18 protein-coding genes are annotated in these 19,689 nt (G+C 66.8%); 5 read left to right on the top strand and 13 right to left on the bottom strand.

Features of this window, described 5'->3' with window-relative positions; genetic code table 11:
* Positions 1–11 precede the first annotated feature (11 nt).
* Both ACTJJM_RS00810 and ACTJJM_RS00805 read left to right on the top strand, forming a co-directional pair.
* Positions 12–686: a response regulator gene (locus ACTJJM_RS00810; RefSeq protein ID WP_019659837.1), complete on the top strand. Its 675-nt coding sequence runs from the start codon at positions 12–14 to the stop codon at positions 684–686.
* Positions 679–2,052 carry a sensor histidine kinase gene (locus tag ACTJJM_RS00805; protein WP_019337743.1) on the top strand — a complete coding sequence of 458 codons (1,374 nt, stop codon included), beginning with the start codon at positions 679–681 and terminating at the stop codon, positions 2,050–2,052. The genes ACTJJM_RS00810 and ACTJJM_RS00805 overlap by 8 nt, the downstream gene beginning before the upstream one ends.
* Positions 2,053–2,190: 138 nt before the next feature.
* On the opposite strand, the gene ACTJJM_RS00800 is transcribed toward ACTJJM_RS00805, so the two are convergent.
* From ACTJJM_RS00800 to ACTJJM_RS00790, 3 genes are all read right to left on the bottom strand, one after another.
* A complete protein-coding gene (locus tag ACTJJM_RS00800; protein WP_272773570.1) occupies positions 2,191–4,542 on the bottom strand; it encodes a GH92 family glycosyl hydrolase in 2,352 nt (783 codons plus the stop codon).
* 96 nt (positions 4,543–4,638) lie between these two features.
* A complete protein-coding gene (locus ACTJJM_RS00795) occupies positions 4,639–4,962 on the bottom strand; it encodes a thioredoxin family protein (RefSeq protein ID WP_019337745.1) in 324 nt (107 codons plus the stop codon).
* A 5-nt stretch (positions 4,963–4,967) separates the two neighbouring features.
* Positions 4,968–5,384: a host attachment family protein gene (locus ACTJJM_RS00790; protein WP_272773572.1), complete on the bottom strand. Its 417-nt coding sequence runs from the start codon at positions 5,382–5,384 to the stop codon at positions 4,968–4,970.
* A gap of 162 nt (positions 5,385–5,546) precedes the next feature.
* On the opposite strand from ACTJJM_RS00790, the gene ACTJJM_RS00785 reads away from it, so the two are divergent.
* Both ACTJJM_RS00785 and proP read left to right on the top strand, forming a co-directional pair.
* On the top strand, positions 5,547–5,774 hold the full coding sequence (locus ACTJJM_RS00785; protein ID WP_019337747.1) for a hypothetical protein: 228 nt from the start codon (positions 5,547–5,549) through the stop codon (positions 5,772–5,774).
* Positions 5,775–6,249: 475 nt separating this feature from the next.
* The gene (proP, locus tag ACTJJM_RS00780) at positions 6,250–7,737 is read left to right on the top strand and encodes a glycine betaine/L-proline transporter ProP (protein WP_043396178.1); all 1,488 of its coding nucleotides are present in this window, start codon (positions 6,250–6,252) and stop codon (positions 7,735–7,737) included.
* A gap of 99 nt (positions 7,738–7,836) precedes the next feature.
* Here proP and ACTJJM_RS00775 read toward each other — a convergent pair whose 3' ends face one another.
* The 10 genes from ACTJJM_RS00775 to ACTJJM_RS00730 form a co-directional block, all read right to left on the bottom strand.
* Entirely contained in the window at positions 7,837–8,466 is a 630-nt protein-coding gene (locus tag ACTJJM_RS00775; protein WP_010485380.1) for an AAA family ATPase, read from the bottom strand.
* A gap of 3 nt (positions 8,467–8,469) precedes the next feature.
* Positions 8,470–8,811, bottom strand: a complete 342-nt coding sequence (locus ACTJJM_RS00770; protein WP_010485378.1) for a type II toxin-antitoxin system prevent-host-death family antitoxin — start codon at positions 8,809–8,811, stop codon at positions 8,470–8,472.
* A 70-nt stretch (positions 8,812–8,881) separates the two neighbouring features.
* The gene (locus tag ACTJJM_RS00765) at positions 8,882–10,477 is read right to left on the bottom strand and encodes a PAS domain-containing sensor histidine kinase (protein ID WP_191849460.1); all 1,596 of its coding nucleotides are present in this window, start codon (positions 10,475–10,477) and stop codon (positions 8,882–8,884) included.
* 9 nt (positions 10,478–10,486) lie between these two features.
* A complete protein-coding gene (locus ACTJJM_RS00760) occupies positions 10,487–10,891 on the bottom strand; it encodes a response regulator (protein WP_019337750.1) in 405 nt (134 codons plus the stop codon).
* A gap of 136 nt (positions 10,892–11,027) precedes the next feature.
* Positions 11,028–12,482: a surface lipoprotein assembly modifier gene (locus ACTJJM_RS00755; RefSeq protein ID WP_440865046.1), complete on the bottom strand. Its 1,455-nt coding sequence runs from the start codon at positions 12,480–12,482 to the stop codon at positions 11,028–11,030.
* Positions 12,483–12,572: 90 nt separating this feature from the next.
* Positions 12,573–13,337 carry a Slam-dependent surface lipoprotein gene (locus ACTJJM_RS00750; RefSeq protein WP_043396189.1) on the bottom strand — a complete coding sequence of 255 codons (765 nt, stop codon included), beginning with the start codon at positions 13,335–13,337 and terminating at the stop codon, positions 12,573–12,575.
* A 59-nt stretch (positions 13,338–13,396) separates the two neighbouring features.
* A complete protein-coding gene (locus ACTJJM_RS00745; protein ID WP_010485368.1) occupies positions 13,397–14,152 on the bottom strand; it encodes a Slam-dependent surface lipoprotein in 756 nt (251 codons plus the stop codon).
* 27 nt (positions 14,153–14,179) lie between these two features.
* Positions 14,180–17,299: a TonB-dependent receptor domain-containing protein gene (locus ACTJJM_RS00740; RefSeq protein ID WP_440865045.1), complete on the bottom strand. Its 3,120-nt coding sequence runs from the start codon at positions 17,297–17,299 to the stop codon at positions 14,180–14,182.
* A gap of 183 nt (positions 17,300–17,482) precedes the next feature.
* A complete protein-coding gene (locus ACTJJM_RS00735) occupies positions 17,483–18,439 on the bottom strand; it encodes a FecR family protein (RefSeq protein ID WP_313411637.1) in 957 nt (318 codons plus the stop codon).
* Between the two features lie 82 nt (positions 18,440–18,521).
* Complete coding sequence (locus tag ACTJJM_RS00730; protein ID WP_191862917.1) at positions 18,522–19,025, bottom strand: RNA polymerase sigma factor; 504 nt, start codon at positions 19,023–19,025, stop codon at positions 18,522–18,524.
* Between the two features lie 191 nt (positions 19,026–19,216).
* Between ACTJJM_RS00730 and ACTJJM_RS00725 the strand changes: the two genes are divergently transcribed.
* On the top strand, positions 19,217–19,615 hold the full coding sequence (locus ACTJJM_RS00725) for an OsmC family protein (protein WP_010485361.1): 399 nt from the start codon (positions 19,217–19,219) through the stop codon (positions 19,613–19,615).
* Positions 19,616–19,689 lie beyond the last annotated feature (74 nt).

Genomic DNA, 19,689 nt, shown 5'->3' with positions numbered 1-19,689 from the left:
CGAAGCTTGCAATGCGAATCCTGCTGATCGAAGACGACGCCGCGCTGGCCGATGGACTGATCCGCGCCCTGCAGGGTGCCGGCCATCTGTGCGACCACCTCTCGCGTGGGCTGCACGCGCCGGCGGCACTGGCCAGCGCACCGTATGACGTGATGGTGCTGGACCTTTCATTGCCTGACGTCGATGGCCTGGACCTGCTCTCACGCCTGCGCAACGACGGCGTCACCCTGCCGGTGCTGATCCTGACCGCACGCGATGGTGTGGAGGACCGCATCCTCGGCCTCGACCGCGGTGGCGACGACTACCTGGCCAAGCCCTTCGCCCTGGGAGAACTGGAAGCGCGCCTGCGTGCGCTGTCGCGCCGCCGCAGCGATGCACCGGCGCAGAAGCGGCTGGGCCGGTTGTGCTTCGACAGCGTCCGCAATGAAGTGCAGGTGGACGGTCAGCGCATCGAGCTGACCGCGCGCGAGCTGTCGCTGGTCGAGGCACTGATGCAGCATCCCGGCCGCACGGTTACCAAGCAGCGCCTGTTCGACGCGCTGTACAGCTGGGACCACGAGGCCAACCTGTCGGTGATCGAAGTGCATGTCAGCCGCCTGCGCCGCAAACTGGAACAGACCCACGCCGGCGTCGGCATCCGCATGCTGCGTGGGCTTGGATACCGGTTGGAGGCCGTGGGTGACTGAGCGCGTGCACAGCCTGCGTGGCCTGCTGCTGAGACGCCTGTGGCTGCCACTGCTGGTACTGCTGTTGTGCAGCGCAGTGGGTTCATTCGCCTTGGCGCGCTTCTACGCCGGCCAGGTCTACGACCGCTGGCTGCTGGATTCGGCGATGTCGTTGTCCGAGCTGGTGGCGGTGCAGGACGGCCGCGCGTCCATCGAGATCACCCCGGCGGTGTCGCGCATGTTCACCTGGGACACCGCCGACGAAGTGCATGGCGAGGTGGTCGACGCCGCGGGTGGGCGCCTGTATGGCGACCTGCCCGAGGCATTGCCACGCCCGTCGATGTCCGCCGGCAGCGACGACCCGGTCTACTATGATGCGCGGCTGCGTGGGCAGGCCGTGCGCATGGTCGAAGTGGTGGTCAGCGCCAGGCCGGGTCATGACATCCGGCTGCGCGTGGCCGAGACACTGCGCAAGCGGCACCGGCTGGAGCGCAAGCTGCTGCTGACCAGCGTTCCGTTCCAGGCTGCGATCCTGGCACTGGCGGCATGGCTGGCCTGGTCCGGTACCGGCGCTGCCGCACGCCATGCCAACCTGGTTGCGCGGAAGCTGGCCAGCCCGCGGCCGGATCCATTGGCGCCGCTGGATCCGGCGCAGGAAGCTCCGCGCGAACTGTGGCCGGCGGTGGAGGCCTACAACGCGCTGCTGCAGCGCCTGGACGCGATGCAGGATGCACAGCGGCGCTTCGTCAGCAATGCCGCGCACCAGCTGCGCACGCCGCTGGCAGCGATGCAGGTGGAGCTTGAGAGTTCATTGCGCCAGCACGATCCGCAGGCCCAGCAACTGGCGCTGTCCGGCACGCTGGCCGGGCTGGCGCGGCTGCAGCACCTGGTCAACCAGCTGCTGATGCTCAGCCGATCGGAAGATCCACATGGCAGTGCACTGCCGCTGCGGCCGCTGGATCTGGCCGCGCTGGCGCGCGGCGTGGTCGAGCGTTACGCCGATCGCGCGTTGGCTGCGGGCGTGGACCTGGGTTACGACGGACCCGACGACGGCGTGCAGGTGCAGGGCGATCCACAGCTGCTGCGCGAGGCACTGGGCAACCTGCTGGACAACGCGCTGCGCTATGGCGCCTCGCGCGGTGTGATCACCCTCGGCGTTCGGCAGGAGGTCGAAGGGACGCAGGTATGGGTGGACGATGACGGCGCCGGCATCGCCGAAGCCGAACGCGCGCGCGTCACGGAACGCTTCTATCGGGCGAGCAGCGACGGCGACGGCTGCGGGCTCGGGCTGGCGATCGTGGCCGAGATCGCGCAGCGGCATGGCGCGACCTTGATGATTGATACCGCCCCGATCGGCGGTGCGCGGGTGGGGTTGCGGTTTCGCTGACCTTTGTCGAATTGCCCTTGTAGAGCCGAGCCCATGCTCGGCTGCCGTTGACGCGATACCTGAGCCGAGCATGGGCTCGGCTCTACAGGTTCAAGGTCAGCCGTGAGCGTGCCGACCAAGGTCGGCACCTACCAATCATCACCGGCTCATCGAATACGGCGCCTGCGCGCCCTGCCCCGGCCATTCCTTGTTCGGCTCGGCCTGCATGGTGAAACGCAGCTCGCCACCTGCCAGGATCTCGTCATGGCGCAGGAAGGTGCGCTGCAGCGGCTTGCCGTTGAGGCTCACGTTGCCGACGTAGGTGTGCCTGTCATCCAGCCCATCGGCCACGATGGTGAACGCCTTGCCGTTCGGCAGGCGCATCGCGGTCTTCGGCAGGAACGGGCGGCCGAGGATGTACTCGCCCGAGCCCGGGGCCACCGGATAGAAGCCCAGGGCGGTGAACACGTACCACGCCGACATCTGGCCGACATCATCGTTGCCGGCCAGGCCATCGGGGCGATCGGCGTACTGGGTGTCCATGATCTGCTTCAGGCGCGCCTGGGTGCGCCACGGCTGGCCAGCGTACGAATACAGGTAGGCCACATGGTGACTGGGCTCGTTGCCATGCGCATACCAGCCGATCAGCCCGGTGATGTCTTCCATGTGCTCGAAGATGGACGGATCCACCTTGGCGTTGAATACATCGTCCAGGCGCGCGAGCAGCTTGTCGCTGCCACCGTGCGCTGCTGCCAGTCCGGCAACATCCTGCGGCACGTACCACGAATACTGCCAGGCGTTGCCTTCGGTGTAGTCGGTGCCATAGCCGCTGGCGCTGGGGTCGAACGGAGTGCGGAAGCTGCCATCGCGCTTGCGCGCACGCATGAAGCCGGTGTCCTTGTCGAAGGCATTGCGCCAGTTGCCGGCACGCTTGTCGAAGGTCGCCGCCACATCGGTCTTGCCCATCGCCTGCGCCATGCGCGCGATGGTCCAGTCATCGAAGGCGTACTCCAGCGTCTTGCTGGCGGCCTCGCCTTCCTCGTCGATCGGCACATAGCCCAGCTCGCGGTATTGCGCGATGCCGTCATAGGGGCCGTAGTTGGCAGTCTCGATCATCGCCTTCAGTGCCTTGTCGGCGTCGAAGCCACGAATGCCCTTCACGTAGGCATCGGCAATCACCGGCACCGCGTGGTACCCGATCATGCACCAGTCTTCCAGGCCATGGAACGACCACACCGGCAGCATGCCGTAGGGGCTGTGCTCGTGGTGGGCCAGCATCGAATTGACGAAGTCGCTGTTGCGCTTCTCCGGCTGCACCAGCGTCAGCAACGGGTGCAGCGCCCGGTATGTGTCCCACAGCGAGAACGTGGAATAGTTCGTGTAGCCCTCGGCCTTGTGCACGGCATTGTCCGGCCCGCGGTACTGGCCATCGGCATCCATGAACAGCGTCGGCCCCAGCAGGGTGTGGTACAGCGCGGTATAGGCACTGCGGCGGGCGTGCTCGGGCGCATCGATATCGAGCACCGACAGCGCCTGCGTCCATTCCTGTTTCGCCTGCGCACGCACGCGGTCGAAATCAAAGTCGGCCACTTCCGCGTCGAGGTTGGCAATGGCGCCGGCTTCGCTGACCGGCGAGATCGCGACCTTGACCACCAGCGGTGCATCCAGCTTGCCGAATGCGAAGGTACCGACCAGCTGGCGGCCCTCGACCTGTGCGCGCTGCGCTGGATCCTTCTCGCCCGGCGGCGGGAAGCCCTTGTAGACGATGTCCTGCTCGGTGTTGTGCAGCTCATGCCCGGAAAGCGGCCGCGAGAAACGCATCGCGAAGTACAGCTGGCGACCTGGCGCCCAGCCGCGCGTCTCCCGGAAGCCGGTCACGGTACCATCGGCGCGCACCCGCACCCGCGACCACAGCACCTTGCCCGGGTAGTCGTACATGCTGGTGCGCATGTCCAGCAGCACCTTGGCGTCGGCGCCCTTGGGGAAGGCGTAGCGATGCACGCCCACGCGCGCACTGGTGGTCAGCTCGGCGCGCACCTTGTAGTCGTCCAGGGTGACGGCGTAGTAGCCCGGCTCGGCCTTCTCATCATCATGGCGGAAGCGAGAGGCATAGCCGCTGCCCGGCTTCTCAGGATCGCCACGCTCCAGGCCGGGACTGCCGGTGAACGGCATCAGTAGGATGTCGCCCAGATCGGAATGGCCAGTGCCGGAAAAATGCGTGTGCGAGAAGCCGACGATGCTGCTGTCGTCGTAGCGGTAGCCGGCTGCCCAGCCATAGGCCTTTTCGCGTGGCTGGATGCGTGTGTCCGGGCTGAGCTGGACCATGCCGAACGGCACCGTGGCACCCGGGTAAGTGTGGCCTTCACCACCCGTACCAATGAACGGGTCGACCGAGGCATAGGCCTTGTCGGCGGCGGTTCTGGCAGGCGCGGCCGACGCCAGGCCGGAAGCGAACATCGCCGTGGCGGCGACAGCGATCAGGAGACGACGGTCCAGCGTGGGCATCGGCATTTGGATCGATTCAGGTGATAGCGGGATCCTAGCACCGGGCCTGTCACGCCGCATGCTGCAGTGCGACTGCCCGGTGTCCCGCACCGGGTTTACTCTTCAACCGGGAAGTGCGCTCTGCAACGACATGAGATCCGCGCTGTCCAACGGCCTTACCACCCGCGCGATCTCCTCTCCATCGCGCAGCAGCACCACCGTCGGCCACAGCTTCACCTTGAACGCTCGCCCCAATGGCCTTCCCTTGCCATCCTCGATCTTCCAATGCGGCAGATCGTTCGCTTCGACAAAGGCCTGCAACGCGGGCTGCGCGGCCTGGCAATGACCACACCAGGGCGCACCGAACTCCAGCACCTGCCAGCCAGGCTGCGCCGCCACCTCCGCAGAGGTGGGCCCGTTCGCAAGGTGATCACGCATGAACGGCATGAGCGCTACGCCGCCAGTGCCTTCTGGATGTCTTCCAGCGGCGCGTTGGTCAGATCCTTGGCAATATCCCCGAGCAATCGCGCCTGGACCTCTTTATGCAGCAGCGGACGAATGCGACCCAGCGTGGTCGGGTCGGCGATCAATACCAGGTGCGCATAGCGGTTCTTCAAGGCATCTTCGTTGAGCTGTTCGGCCACCTGCTTGGCGAACGTGGCCTCATTGAGCTGCGAGACCGACATGTCCTTCGGCACGGCACCCGCAGGCCCCTGCCCGGATACACCCTGCTCGCTGATGTCCTGCAGGCGCAGTTCGCCTTCCTGCTTCAGGGTCAACTGGTGGTTGCTGCCCACGTTGGTGAACACCCGCGCCGAACCACCGTCGGCTACCACGATCCGAGTTCCTTCGGGAATCGTCCGCGCCATTGCATCCTCCATCAATCCGAAAAGTGGGTGTGCGCTCCACCTTATGCACGCCGATGTCACCAGAGCGGGTACAGGATGTGATCCCGTCATCGCAATCTGCAATCAGCGCTAAATTTGTCCGCCTGCCTGCCGCTATGGCCTCCATCATCGCGAGGAACCTCTGTGTACGCTGGCTCACTGTTCCACGTCTGCTTTGCCACCAGCCTGGCCATTGCCGGCTGTGCCGGTTGCATTCACCAGTTCCTGCAGGGCCAACCGTTCTTCGCCCTGGCCATCATGCTCTCGGTGCTCACCATGATCGGCGCCGCACTGGTCACGCGGAAACTGGCACTGCCGGGCGCCTTGGCGATGGCCTGCACGGTGTTCGGTTTGGTGGCGAAGTCGGCCTGAGCCTTCTGAACAGGCGAGGTGGAACACAGCGTGCAGATCAGTCTGCTTCGCTGCATGCTCACGCCGATGCCGTTATGATGAACGGATGATCGACACGACCCACTACGTGACGGGCGCACCTGTTACGTGGGAAGCACTGCCGACCGGCGCTTCGCTTGCCACGAATGCTCCCGCCCTGCATTTCCATCGCCTCGCGCTGGATCCCGGCGGATGACGCCCGCAGGCGCTCTGCCTGCACCCCCTACGCTGATGTGATACCTGGCCGCTGACTGCGCGGCCGCTGTGATCCCGTTTTCGCGTCACCGCCCCTGCGGCGGTGCTTTGCCGTGCGCGTGGCGTTGCGCCTGCACACATTCCCCGGCCCCCACGCCGCCTTCCGATGCCCCTGCGCCACTTGCGCCTGCATCGCCGTTTCCGATTTCCGGGACACACCACAGCACCCATTCCCCTATTCCATACCTACAAGGGAGCCCCTATGCAGGACACGCCCGATTCCCATGCCCACTTCGGCTGGTTCAAACGCCGCCGCCACCTGAAGGTCGATGAGATCACCGTCGTCGACAAGCCCATGCTCAAGCGCGCCGTGGGCGCCGCCGCACTTGGCAATGCCATGGAGTGGTTCGACTTCGGTGTCTACGGCTATCTGGCCGTCACCATCGGCCAGGTGTTCTTCCCGTCCAGCAACCCCACGGCACAGGTGATCGCCGCCTTCGCCACCTTCACCGTGGCATTCCTGGTGCGTCCACTCGGCGGCCTGGTGTTCGGCCCGCTCGGCGACCGTTATGGGCGCCAGAAAGTGCTGGCGTTCACCATGATCCTGATGGCGCTGGGCACGTTCTCGATCGGCTTGATTCCCTCCTACGAGCGCATCGGCATCTGGGCACCGGTGCTGTTGCTGCTGGCACGTGTGGTGCAGGGGTTCTCCACCGGCGGCGAGTACGGCGGTGCGGCCACCTTCATCGCCGAGTATTCCACCGACCGCAACCGCGGCCTGATGGGCAGCTGGCTGGAGTTCGGCACGCTGGGCGGGTACATCGCCGGCGCCGGAACCGTGACCGCGCTGCACATGCTGTTGAGCAGCGGACAGATGCTGGACTGGGGCTGGCGCATTCCATTCCTGGTGGCCGGCCCGCTGGGCCTGCTCGGCCTGTACATGCGCATGAAACTGGAGGAAACGCCGGCCTTCCGCGCCTTCGCCGAGGAAGCCGAGAAGCGCGAGCACGACCGGCCCGGGCTCGCCGCGCTGTTCCAGGTACATGGCCGCCAGTTGCTGGTCTGCATGGGCCTGGTGCTGGTGTTCAACGTGACCGACTACATGCTGCTGACCTACATGCCCAGCTACCTCAGCGTCACCATGGGCTATGCCGAGAGCAAGGGCCTGCTGCTGATCATCATCGTGATGCTGGTGATGATGCCGCTGAACATCGTCGGCGGATTGTTCAGTGACAAGCTTGGCCGCCGCCCGATGATCATCGGTGCCTGCATCGCGCTGCTGGTGCTGGCCGTACCCTGCCTGCTGCTGATCGGCAGCGGCAACGACTGGCTGATCTTCCTCGGCCTGATGCTGCTGGGCCTGGCACTGGTGTGCTTCACCAGCTCGATGCCGTCCACGCTGCCGGCGCTGTTCTATACCCCGGTGCGCTACAGCGCACTGTCGATCGCCTTCAATGTGTCGGTGTCGCTGTTCGGTGGCACCACGCCACTGGTGACCGCATGGCTGGTGGAACGTACCGGCGATCCGCTGGTGCCGGCCTACTACCTGATGGGCGCGGCAGTGATCGGCCTGGTCACCATGCTGTTCGTGAAGGAGACCGCTGGCCTGCCGCTGCGCGGTTCACCGCCGGCGGTCGGCAGCGACAAGGAAGCCGCCGCACTGCTGAAGAGCGATGTGCCGGTGACGGTGGACCCGAGCCTGCCGCCACTGCCGGAGACTGCGGAGCCTGAGCAGGTAAAGCCGGCCTGAGGCTCGGCGAAGCCGGCGTTGTTGTACGGCCAAGCCCGCGCGCGGCTGCCTTTCGAGGGATCAGCCGAGCGTGGGCTCGGCTCTACAACGTACGCGCCCTCAATCGCGCGCAGCGTTCAACTCCATCGCACGCATCACGATGGGTTTGGCCCAGTCCGGCGTGTGCAGCAGCTCGGCCACCGAGACCGGGTACTGCAGCTGGCCGTGCGCCATCGCCAGCACCGGCAGCGGCTCGACGCAGCCGTCGGCGTCGGCGGGAGCGCTGTTGTCGTAGACATGCAGCTCGGCCAGGTGTGGCAGCAGTTCCAGCAGGTTCTCGCGTGCCGAATCGAAGCGGGCGTGGATCTTCTCCACCGGAATGTCATGGCCGCCGGCGGCCACCCGCGCTGCAACACGGGCAATGTGCAGGTCCACCGTGGCCAGGCCACAGAACCAGATCGCGACGTGATGGTGCTCGCAGGCCTCGCGCAGCAGGCGCGGAATGGTGTTGCCGCCCAGCGTGGTCTCGAAGGCGAAGTCCGTGCCATCAGCCATGGCCTGGCGCAGGCGGCGGGTGCCTTCCTGCCAGGCCTCGGCATTGGCGTCGGGCAGCGGCCAGCCCGCCTCTACCAGGCGGCGGGTGAACGAATCGGGGTTGAACCAGCCCAGCCCTTCGGCTTCCAGCCAGGTTCCCAGCAGCGAACTCTTGCCGGCGCCGTTGACGCCGGCCAGCACCAGGATCCGCCCCATCGGTCAGAGCGGACGGCCGAGGGTGACCTTGCGGCCGCGGCGGATCGGCTGGCCCAGCACCTTGCCCAGCCCCTCACCGCGCTGCAGGCCAGCCAGAGTCTGGTCGAATTCGCCGCGCAGGCGCAGCAGCTCTTCACTGCGCTCACCGGCATCGCTGCCGGCGGCCTTGGCCAGCAGCTCCTGGTAGGTGCGGATGTCCACGATCACCGCTTCGGGGTGGTTGTGGTTGGTGATGACCAGCGCCTGCTTCTCGCGCACGGTACGCATCAGGCTCGGCCAGCCCCGGGTCTTCACCGACGAGGCTGGGGCCTTCTCAAGGCCAGGCAGATCCAGCGGCAGGGTCATGGCACGGCTCCGGGCAGGGTGGATAATGGCCACTATACCCAATTTGGCCCAATTGGGGATAAATGGACCTTTACCTGCCGGAACCGTCCGCCGCCGCGTCCGGAGCATCGGTCTGCAGCAGGCTGTCACGCTCGCGCAGCGGGAAGCGGATCCAGGCATCCAGGCCTTGTGGGCCAAAGCGCAGCTCGCCGCTGCCGGCGAGCTCGTACGGCACGCGCTGCTCGATCAGCGCCCGGCCAAGGCCACGCTGCCGGGGCAGCTCCCAGTCCTCCACGGTGGCATGGCGTTCACACCAGTGCAGCCCCAACCACGGCTGCCCGTCCTGCACCTGCAGGTGCCAGGACACGTCGATCCGGCCGTCCTCATGGGTCAGCGCACCATGCCGCAGGGCGTTGGTCGCCAATTCGTGGATCGCCAAGGACAGCACTTCGGCCGCCTTCGGCGGCAGCAGCACGTCCTCGCCCTGCAGGCGGCAGGCGGCCGCTGCTGGCGTCTGCGCCGCGATCTCCTCATCGATCATGCCACGCAGGCAGACCCCGGCATTGGCGCCACGGGTCAGCAGGCTCTGCGTGCGTGCCAGCGACATCAGTCGCCCGCACAACCGTTCGGCGTATTCATCCACACTGCTGACCGACTCGCGGGTCCGCCAGGCAATGGCATGGATGGTCGACATGATGTTGCGCACCCGGTGCTGCAGCTCCGCCAGCAACACCGACTGGCGCTCGGCGGCACGCTTGAGATCGTCGATGTCCACGGCGATGGCGAACACCCCGCTGACCTCACCATCGCCATCGCGCAGGGGCGCGGCCGCGACCCGGGTCCAGCGCGCGCGGCCATCGTCGTGCAGGTACTGGAACTCCAGCCCCGGCACCACGGTCTCGCCGCGCATCGCACGGGCGATGGCGAAATCCTCCGGCCCGATGGCGCTACCGTCGGCATGCCAGCCACGCCAGCGATGCAGGTTGGCCTCATCGGTGGAAGGCACCTTGCCGCTGGGCAGGTAGGCACGCATCTGGTCGTTGGACAGCAGCATGCGACCCTGCAGATCGACGATGCACAGGCCGACCGGCAGCATCCTGAAAGCCAGCTCCAGGCGTCGCTCGCTCTCGCGCCGCCGTAGTTCCTCGCGCTCGCGCGCGGCCCGCGCCAGATGCGCGGCGGTGGTCTCGAACATGGTCACCAGCACGCCGTTGATGCGCCCTTCCTCACCACGGATCGGGCTGTAGGTGATGGTGAACCAGATGTCCTCCAGACGCCCCCGGCGGACCAGCGGATACAGCTTGTCCTCGAAGGTGAGCGTCTCGCCCTGCCAAACCCGGGTATAGAGCGGCCCGTTGATGTGCCAGACCTCGGGCCAGCACTCGCGGGTCGGCTGGCCGAGTCCACCGGGATGCTTGTCGGCCAGGATCTCGGCATAGCCATCGTTGTAGAGCTGCACCAGCTGCTCGCCCCACAGCACGATCATCGGGAAGCCATGGGCCAGCATCAGGTCGACGGTGGCGCGCAGGTGGGGCGGCCACTGCGCGCAGGCACCCAAGGGCGTGGATGACCAGTCATGGCGGGCGATACGCGCGGCCATGCCATCGTGGCGCGCATGCAGGCGCGGCGCAGGTGGCATCCCGCCACGCAGCGTGGCGGCGTGGATGCCTTCAGGACGGCGCGACATGCCGCGCAATCAGGCGATGCCCGCAGAGACCTGCGGCGCCGCCACCAGCCCGGCCAGCTGCTGCACCAGGGTTTCGATGTGATAAGGCTTGGTACAGCGCGGCGCGCTGGCGAAGCGGCTGGGCAGGTTGTCGTCGTAACCGGAGGTCAGCAGGAAGGGGGTACCCGCCTCGGCCAGCCGATCGGCCAGCGGATAGACCTGCTCACCGCCCAGGTTGATGTCCAGCAACGCCACATCGATGGGATGGGTATCGACCAGCTGCCCCAACGCCTGCAGGTCACCGGCAGGCCCCACCACCTGTGCGCCTTTCAGCTCCAGATAGTCGACCAGGAACATCGCGATGGCGAATTCATCCTCCGCCACCAGTACACGCAGCCCTTTCAGGCCCTCTGGTTTGTTGCCCGCTTCCAGCACGACCGGCGCTCCTCGATACACGCGGCCCACCTCTGCCGCAACGCCCGCAGGATGCGCGAACCGGGCTACAAGAGCGCGTGATGATGGATGAAGGTCGCGGCCACGGCGCGTTCACCGCGGCATTGCAACGCCGCGTTCAGAAGGCCCGTTCCCACTTCAGGCTGAGCAGGCTGCGGTCGTGGCTGTACAGCCAGCCGACGTTGCTGTCGATGCGCGCGTAGCGCAGGCTCAGGCTGGGTACCAGCCCGGCCACGGCCAGGCGCTCGCTGCGCACGATGGCGATCAGGTTCTGTTCGTCGTCCTGCCTGCGCGCCTCCAGCAACGGACTCCAGGTGTCGTAGTCGCGCTGGCGCAGCGACACGAATACGGTGGCCGTGGTGCCACTCCACTGCCGCGCCGCGCCCAGCCGCAGGCCGCGCTGGCGGTAGCCGTTGGCCGGGTCGGCTGCGCTGCTGTCGGTGACATCCAGCCCGGCGAAGACCGTCCAGCGTGGATTGAGCGCGCGGAACCAGGTGGCGTACAGCGATGCCAGCTCGCCGTCGTAGTTGCTGGCAAGGCCCTGCTGGCGATAGCGCTGGCGCTTCCAGTCAGCCTCCAGCTTGAGCAGGCTGCGTGCATCCAGGGCGTACTGCCATTCCGCGTGCACGCCGCTGCCGCCCTGCAGCGCATGGTTGCCCAGGGCCTGGTAGTCATAGCTGGGGGCGAGCATCACGGTCTGCCGTGCACTACGCCAGCTGTAACCCGCCTGCACGTTGGCATTGAGCTCGTTGTACGCACTGTGCCCGCGCCATGCCTGGCCGAAGGCGAGACCGCGCACGTACAGCCCATGATGCCCGCCGAGCACCCAGCGCCGTTCCAGGCTGGCGTCGTAGTCGAGGCCCGCCGCGCGCTGGGCGTCCGGCAGTTTCCGTTCGATGATGCAGGCGTCGCCCACGCCGAACAGGCAGGTGCGACTGGCCGAACTGCGGTTGATGTTGTCACTCCATGCCGGGCCGGCGGACAGCGCGCCTTTCCAGCGCTGGCGCGCCTGCAGAGCACCCAGGTAACCGTCCACGCGCGCGCGGACGCCGGCCGTGGCCGGATCATCGGCATTGATGCCTGCAGCGATGGCTGTGAACAGCGCGGCCGCATCGCGATCGCGCTGGTCTTCCGCATAGACACGTGCCAGCTCGAGGCGGGCCGGCAGGAAATCCGGCTGCGCCGCCAGCAGCGCTTCGTACTCCATCGCCGCGCGACGATGGTCGCCTGCCACCCGCGCCAGCGCCCCCTGCGCATAGTGGCGCAGCAGGGGGTCATGCCCCGGCAGTTCGATGTACTCATCGAGGAACGCAGCGGCGGCCTGCCATTGCTGATGCTGCAGAGAGAGGTAAAGGGCCTGGCCAAGATCATCGACGGTGCGCTCCACGCGCAGCGTCTGGCCGTCGATGGTGATGGTCGGCCGCTCCGACTCGGCCTGCTGCAGGCGCTGCTGGTCCTGCTGCTGGTGGCGCAGTTCGGTGCCCTGTTCAAGCACACGACGAAGATCGTCCTGCTGGGCGCGCACATCGGTGGCAGCCAACAGCAGTACGACAAGGAAAATGGAATGGCGCATGGTCGATCCGTGGTGGTGCATGCAGCGGGCCGAAGCAGGGACTGGCGGATCGCGGCTTGTCCCTGCCCTGCCCCGTCAGGGGCGTGGCGATCAGTTCTTGCTGCCGCCGAAGGCGGTGTCGTACTGGCTGTTGCCGCTGAAGGTGGCGATACCGGCCAGGGTGGCCGCGTTGGCGCCGAAGAACTGGCCCTGGCTGGTGCCGGCAACGCTGCCGTTGGCGGTCGCGGTGCCGGCGAACGAGGCGTTGGCGCTGTTGATGTTGGCGTTGACGTTGATCGACAGGCCGCCACCGCTCAGGCCACCGAGCAGGGTGCCATTGCCGAAGTTGGCGCGGAACGTACCCGACAGCAGGTTGCTGCCATTGAACTTGTTCAGGCCTGCCACGCTGTAGGTGGCCACGCCGGCCGGCAGCGTGGTGCCGGCACGGTCACCGACGAAATAGACCTGGCGGTTGTTGAAGCCACCAGCGGCGCCATCCTTGGACCACTCGCCGAACCACACATCGCCGCTGCCGACCTTGACGAAGTTGAAGTGGCCCATGCCGGAATGGCTGCCCGGGGTACCGGTGATCGGCATGGCCAGTGTGCGTACGGTGACACCATTGACGGTGGTCGGGGCCGAGTAGGCCGCCAGGCCCTGGAAATCGACCGGCTTGGCATTGGACACGGTGCCAACGCCGATACCGGCCTTGCCGGCCGAGTGCGGGCCGCCGTTGACTTCCGACGCACCCACCTTGACGTACAGCTGCGCATCGGTCGCCGGGCTGGCAGCGCCGACGATGTCGGCCGCCTGCGCAGTGCCGGCCAGGGCCAGTGCAGCGGCGACGGCCAACAGGGAACGGTTGATCATTTTCATGGTATTGCTCCTTGGGTTGAGGGAACTACGGGTACAACACAAAAAGGAACGGCGGCGGATCAGTTGCGCTGACCGCCGAAGGACGTATCGAACTGGCTGTTGCCGGCAAAGGTTGCGATGCCGGTCACCGCACTGGCACCGGCGCCGAAGAACTGGCCGCTGCTGGTACCGATGATCGAACCATTGGCGATGGCCGAACCGCTGAACGCACCGGTGGCGCGATCCAGCGTGCCGCTCGCGGCGAGCCTGTATCCGGTCCCGACCAGGCCGGCGGTAACGGTGCCGGTATCGAAATTCGCCCGCAGTGCACCTTCCAGCACGCCGCTGCCATCAAAGCGGTTGATGCCAGCCAAGGTGTAGGTCACGATGCCTGCTGGCAGCGAAGTACCGGCACGGTCACCGACGAAGAACACCTGGCGGTGATTGAAGCCCGCCTGCGCGCCGCTGGATGACCATTCACCGAACCAGACATCTGCATTGCCCACCTGCACGAAGCTGAAGTGGCCCACGCCAGCGGTGGCGAACGGCAGGCCTGCGTCCGGGCCCAGCGTGCGGACCGTGGTTGCGCCACGCACCACCGTGGTGGCGTAGGGCACCAGGCTGGCCACGTCCACTCGCGCCGCGTTGGCATACGGCCCCAACGAAACGCCTGCGCGACCGGAACGGTGCGGACCGGCATTGAGTGTCGATTCGCCTGCGTTGATGTAATGGACGCCGTCCTGGGCCGGGCTCTGCCCGCCAGCGATGTCGGCAGCCATGACCGGCATGGAAGCCAGCAGGCCGATCGAAAGTACAAGGGTGCGGGGCTGTTTCACGGTTGATTCTCCCTGTTGAATACGGACTCAGAAGCGCGCGGTGATGCCAAGCTTGATCGTGCGGCCCGGTGCCGGAAGCGTTGAGCGTGTTGCCGGGTCGACGTAATAGCGGTTGCCGAGATTGCTGCCGACCAGCTCGACGCTGGCGTGCTGGTTGAAGCGCCAGCGGGCGTAGGCATCCACCGTGGTGATGTTTCCCCAGGTGAAGGGCACGTTCTGCCAGAGCAGGCTGCTGCCCCCGGCGATCAGGCGGTCGCGGTAGGCCTGCAGGTCCGGATTGTCGTGCCGCTGGTAGTGCACGATGCGGCTGCCCAGCTCCAGGCGCTCATCGAACAGGCGGGTGCCGAGTGACCAGTTCACCGACAGCTTCGGCGTGGCCTGGGTCAGCAGATAGCCGCTGACGAAGCCATCCTGGACGCAGTTGGGCACCCGCCCCTGGTCCGCATCCAGCCGTACCGCCGAGCTTTCATCGCAGACTTCGTTTTCAAGGATGCGGCTGATGCCCAGATCGGTGAAGAAGCGCCGGTTGTCGAAGCGCGCCTGCAGCTCGATGCCGCGGATGGTCTGCTTGTCGATGTTGTCGAACATGAAGTACGCATCACGCTCGATGACATTGCGGGTCTTGTGCACGTAATAGGCCAGCTTGACGTCGGCATCGGCGGTGTTGCCGAACAGCCCGGAAAGGTTGTGCACGTACCCCAGCTCGTAGTTGTAGGCATGCTCCGGCTTGAGTGGATACAGCGGATTGAGGCTGCTGGAGAACGCAATGGTGCTTTCGAACATGCTGGGGAAGCGCACCGCCTCGCCGTAGCGCAGATAGGCACGAGCGGCCGGCGAGAAACGCACCGTCGCCGAGAACGTCGGCAACCAGGCGTGATCGCGGTGCCGTTCGTTGCGCCCGGCCACCGACTGCATCGCCCCGCCCCCGATCCTGCAGCGGATGTCGGTGCCGAGGACCATCGGCAGCAGCCCGGGGATGGCGGCGACCTGACCGTTGAGGCAGGGATTGGTGGCCCGGCTGTAGTTGCCGTTTGCATCGGGCAACCAGGGAATGCCGTGCTGGACCTCCCTGGGTGTCTCGTACTTGCGCAGCAGGTCGGCCAGCGACTGATCGACGATCCAGCCCATGCCGATGCTGTCCCAGAATTCCCGCTCGCTCTCGAGTGCGTCGATCTCGCCCTGCAGGCTGTCCGGCCGCGGCGGCAGTTCATTCACCCGGTACTGTGCTTCGCGCGGCACGATCGAGGTCGTCTGCAGTTCCGGGTGGGCCTGCAGGAAGTCGTCGAACGCCCAGTAACGGCTGTAACGCACGCCGGCATTGAGGGTCAGGAAGTCGACCGGACGCCATTCCAGCGTGAGGTAGCCCTCGCCCTCCTGGCGACGGCCGGCACGCGGGTACATGCGCCAGCCGTCGGACGGGCCGAAATACGGGTCACGCGAACCGAGCTTCTCGTATTGCCAGTTGCCGCCCACGGTCAGGTCCAGGGTCGAATGCAGGGCGAAGCGGTTGCTCAGGGTCAGGCCGGTCCGGTCGTTGCTCGCATTTGCCAGCGCGGTGTTGCGCAGAATCGGGCTGGCGCCGGCATTCCAGTCCGGATTGCCCGGGGCGAAGTTCGGAAAGCCGCCTGCGGTGTAGGTATCGCTGTCCGTCTCTGTGCGCCACAGGTTGGCGTAGATGTCCAGCCAGCGGCTGCCGGCCGGCTGGAAGCGGTACTCCAGATTCCAGGCATCGGACGCAACCCGGCTGAGCGGCCACTGGATGCGCCCATAGTCCGGTGCCGACAGGATGCGCGACGGCATGATCTCGCCGTAGTGCGACAGCGTTCGCCGCCAGGTCGCCTTCAACTGCTGGTCATCGTTGATCTGCCAGCTGCCCTTGACCAGCCAGGACTCCTGTTCGCTGGAAGTATTGGGCACTTCATCGCCGGGCTTGAAGTAGCGCGCCAGCGTGGTGATGTAGTCGATGCCCTGGTACTCGAACTGCTCGCGCCGGTCCTGGTCGTAGTAGGCGCTGCCCTGGGTCCCGGAGAAGTAGTTGCCGCGCTTGCGCCAGGCGTAGGCGGCCATCAGGTCGACGTTGTCGCCACGCACGCCCAGCGCCAGGCGCCAGGCCTGGTCCTCGCCATCGAGGGGGTTGTTGCCACTGCGCGACTTCACCGGCACCACCAGGGTGCGGTCGTCGTAGGGCGAGTTCGGCGAGCCCTGCGGAAACCCCGGCACGGTGCGGTAATCCTCGCCGGTGTGCAGCCGCGGCAGGCGTGGCGCCACCGCATTGCTGCTGCCTTCGATCTTCAGCTCCCCGCCGAAGCGCTCACCCGCTTCCACGATGTCATCGACGTCGATGGTCTTGATCACCAGCGCGCCACCGATCCCGCTGTGCACATCGCGCACCAGCCCTGGCCCCTTGATGACCTGGATGCCACCCATCAGGTTGGGATCGATGTAATTGCGGTTGCTGACGCCGTTGTAGCCGCGCCAGACCGTGAGCGCCTGTTCGCCACCGTCGATGCTGACCGGCACCCGCCCCGGCCCCTGGATGCCGCGGATGTTGATGTCCAGCGCGCCGCTGTTGCGCGCATCGCCACTGAACACACCGACCAGATCCTTTACCACGTCGGCCGGGTTGGAGCCGCGATAGCGCTCCACCCGGTCGCGCCCCGAATACGCCGTGGTCAGGTCCAGCGCGAACACATCATCGTAGCCGCGCCGATCACGCGCCTCGCCCCCTTCCGACTGCAGGCGGCCGGCCACGTCCAGTGTTTTGGTCACCCGCACCCCGTCCCCCTCACCCGCCTCCGCTGCGGCCCGCAGGCTCCAGGTACCGTCCATGCCGCGCTGTGCACGCACGCCGCTGCCGCGCAACAGCTGCTGCAGTGCCTGCATCTGGCTGTACTCACCACTCACTGCACTGGAGCGGCGGCCCTCCACCAGGTCACTGCGGAACACCACCTGCACATCGGCCTGGCGGCCAAAGGCACGCACGGCGTCGGCCAGGGGCTGTTCCGGAATGGTGTACTGGCGCAACGGTGCGACGACCACCGGTTGCGCCTGCACGGCCGGCACCCAGGCCAGCGGCAGCAATGCGGTGGAGATGGCAAGAGCCAGGACGGTGGCGCGACGATGACAGGCGGATGCCGTGGACGGCATGGACAGGAACTCCTCAAGCGTGGCGGAACCACGGGCACATCCAGTGCCGGTGGCATGTCTGGCTTGAGGAGAAACGGTGTTTCGCTCTGGCTATACCTCTATAGACAGCAGGGCACAGCGAGTGCCCACGGTTTTTTCATGTTTTTTTCCATGTGGGGCGCTGTGCGCTGTGCCGCAGGCACCTCACCACACCACCAGCGCTCCGCCGGGCAAGCGCTGCACACGCAGTCCTGCCTGCGCGGCCACCGCATTGATGGCGGTCTCCGATTGCTGCAGGTGGAACAGGCCACTGACCCGCACGCTCGCGCCCTGCCCGCCCAGTACCCAGACCGGGGCACGCCGGTAGCGCGCCAGGTCGGCGATGGCCTGCGCGGCCGGCTGATCGTCGATCACTACCTCGCCACGCCGCCACGGCGCCATGGTCGCGGTATCTTCCAGCTGCACTGGCTGCAGCCAGCGACCGTCACGGAACACACGTGCCTGCCCGGCATGCAGGCGCTGCACACTGCCATCACCCGGGCGCACATCGACCCCGCCCTCGCTGACCTGGGTCAGGACCGTGGTGTCCTGCATCGACACGCTGAAGGCCGTGCCGATGTCACGGATCTGGCCGCCCGCCGCCTCCACCTGGAACGGGCGCGCCTCGTGCGCTACCTGGAACCAGGCCTGGCCGCGCAGCAGACGAAGGTGGCGCTGCAGGCCATCGAATTCAATCGCCAGTGCGGTGCCGGCGTCGAGTACCGCGGTGCTGCCGTCCTCCAACTGCACCATGCGCGGTGCATCGGTGCTGTGCAGGTCACTGCGTGCCAGCAGCAGCGCGTGCGGCGCAGCGGCAACCATCAGGACCACGGCGGCAGCACTGGCCAGCAGCCACGGCAGTCGGCGGCGTTGCGCGATCGGGCGCAGCCCCTGGCGGTCTTCGGTCAGTTCGGGCAGCGCGGCCAGCACCTCCGGCCCGGCGGCATCCAGCCCCCGCCAGAATGCCTGCTGCTGGCGCCAGGCCAGCACATGCTGCGGATCGGCCCGCAGCCAGCGCTGCAGGGTTCGTTGCTGGCGTTCCGGCAGCGGGCCTGCACTGCACCGGATCACCCAGCGCAACGCCTGCCTGGCCTGACGCGGCGAGGGTTCGGACGTGGTCATGGTTGTGGCCTGCCGCACCGCGAACGGGTGCGCTTTCCTGTTGTGACAACGGCGGGCGCGATCTGCCCACGGCAATCGCAGCTCATCGGCGTGTTCCCTGCTGGTGCTGCTGGATCAGCAGCGCCGCGCGCAGCACGTATTTGCCCACCACGCTCTTGGAGATGCCGAGGCGGGTGGCGATCTCGCGCTCACTCAGGCCCAGGTATCGATTGAGCACAAAGCACTCGCGCACCTGCGCCGGCAAGGCAAGGATGGTCTGGGTGATCTCGCGCAGCTGTGCCTGGTCCAGCGCCTGTGCCTCACCGTCGTGGCCTGCATCGGCCATGTCGGTGGCGTACGCGGCCATTGCGCGCCGCTCGCGGGCGTCGGACTGACTGCGGTTGAGCGCGTGGTGATAGGCCATCCGGTACAGATAGCCGCGCGGCTCCAGGATGGGCGGATCGCCGGGTACGCTGCTGGCCTTCAGGTACAGGTTCTGCAGCGTGTCCTCGGTACTGGCCGGGTCGAGGTAGCGCGCGATGAAGCGAGACAGCGCACGGCGCTCGCGGATCAGCAGTTCGACCAGCGCCAGGGCATTGGGAGACATAGGTGCCAAGGCCGGACCGGGGAATGATGGGCGTGATGGCGACGGTCCGGACGTGGATTGTGGGCTGCCGGGCCGCAGGCGGCAAGCCGCCGCCGCCCACATCATCCATGCAGGGCAGATCCGAGCATGGCTCGACGCCACAGTGGGATTGGCCGAACATGACTCGGCCCTACAGACAACAGGAGATCCCGATGGCCTACGCACGCATTGTTTCGACCGCCGACAACTACCTGCACCACATCAGCAATGGCAGCTTCGATGTGGATGCGGACGAGCCCGCCTCGCTGGGCGGCCAGGGCAAGGGTTTCGCACCGTTCGACCTGTACCTGGCCTCGCTGGCGGCATGCACCGCCATCACCCTGCGCATGTACGCGCAGCGCAAGGGCTGGGAGCTGGGCGAATTCCATGCCGAGCTGCGCTCGGAACGTGACGCGGATGGACGCTTCCACGTGCACCGCGTGCTGCATGCCAGCGCCGAGCTGAGCGATGCGCAGTGGCAGCGGTTGCTGGAGGTGGTGGAAAAGACCCCGGTGACCCTGGTGATGCGCGAAGGTGCACGCATCTCCAGTGAGCGTGGGGCTGCAGCGTAACCCCATCCACGCATGGCGTGGATCTACAGACGACGCTCGCCGGGCATGGCCCGGCGCCACCAGAGGGGAGATGG

It is taken from the genome of Stenotrophomonas sp. 22692 (genome assembly GCF_052045015.1).
Classification (GTDB): domain Bacteria; phylum Pseudomonadota; class Gammaproteobacteria; order Xanthomonadales; family Xanthomonadaceae; genus Stenotrophomonas; species Stenotrophomonas geniculata.
The sequence above is the reverse complement of the archived record's forward strand: the minus strand, read 5'-3'. Positions and strand labels throughout refer to the sequence as shown.

What these genes read in the sequence shown, in the direction of transcription:
- ACTJJM_RS00730 (WP_191862917.1), bottom strand. Translation starts at nt 19,025, where the DNA reads ATGTCTCCCAATGCCCTGGCGCTGGTCGAACTGCTGATCCGCGAGCGC.
- ACTJJM_RS00770 (WP_010485378.1), bottom strand. Translation starts at nt 8,811, where the DNA reads ATGACCCTGCCGCTGGATCTGCCTGGCCTTGAGAAGGCCCCAGCCTCG.
- ACTJJM_RS00735 (WP_313411637.1), bottom strand. Translation starts at nt 18,439, where the DNA reads ATGACCACGTCCGAACCCTCGCCGCGTCAGGCCAGGCAGGCGTTGCGC.
- ACTJJM_RS00740 (WP_440865045.1), bottom strand. Translation starts at nt 17,299, where the DNA reads ATGCCGTCCACGGCATCCGCCTGTCATCGTCGCGCCACCGTCCTGGCT.
- ACTJJM_RS00755 (WP_440865046.1), bottom strand. Translation starts at nt 12,482, where the DNA reads ATGCGCCATTCCATTTTCCTTGTCGTACTGCTGTTGGCTGCCACCGAT.
- ACTJJM_RS00810 (WP_019659837.1), top strand. Translation starts at nt 12, where the DNA reads ATGCGAATCCTGCTGATCGAAGACGACGCCGCGCTGGCCGATGGACTG.
- ACTJJM_RS00790 (WP_272773572.1), bottom strand. Translation starts at nt 5,384, where the DNA reads ATGGCGCGGACGATTCCCGAAGGAACTCGGATCGTGGTAGCCGACGGT.
- ACTJJM_RS00725 (WP_010485361.1), top strand. Translation starts at nt 19,217, where the DNA reads ATGGCCTACGCACGCATTGTTTCGACCGCCGACAACTACCTGCACCAC.
- ACTJJM_RS00800 (WP_272773570.1), bottom strand. Translation starts at nt 4,542, where the DNA reads ATGCCGATGCCCACGCTGGACCGTCGTCTCCTGATCGCTGTCGCCGCC.
- ACTJJM_RS00775 (WP_010485380.1), bottom strand. Translation starts at nt 8,466, where the DNA reads ATGGGGCGGATCCTGGTGCTGGCCGGCGTCAACGGCGCCGGCAAGAGT.
- ACTJJM_RS00795 (WP_019337745.1), bottom strand. Translation starts at nt 4,962, where the DNA reads ATGCCGTTCATGCGTGATCACCTTGCGAACGGGCCCACCTCTGCGGAG.
- ACTJJM_RS00765 (WP_191849460.1), bottom strand. Translation starts at nt 10,477, where the DNA reads ATGTCGCGCCGTCCTGAAGGCATCCACGCCGCCACGCTGCGTGGCGGG.
- proP (WP_043396178.1), top strand. Translation starts at nt 6,250, where the DNA reads ATGCAGGACACGCCCGATTCCCATGCCCACTTCGGCTGGTTCAAACGC.
- ACTJJM_RS00750 (WP_043396189.1), bottom strand. Translation starts at nt 13,337, where the DNA reads ATGAAAATGATCAACCGTTCCCTGTTGGCCGTCGCCGCTGCACTGGCC.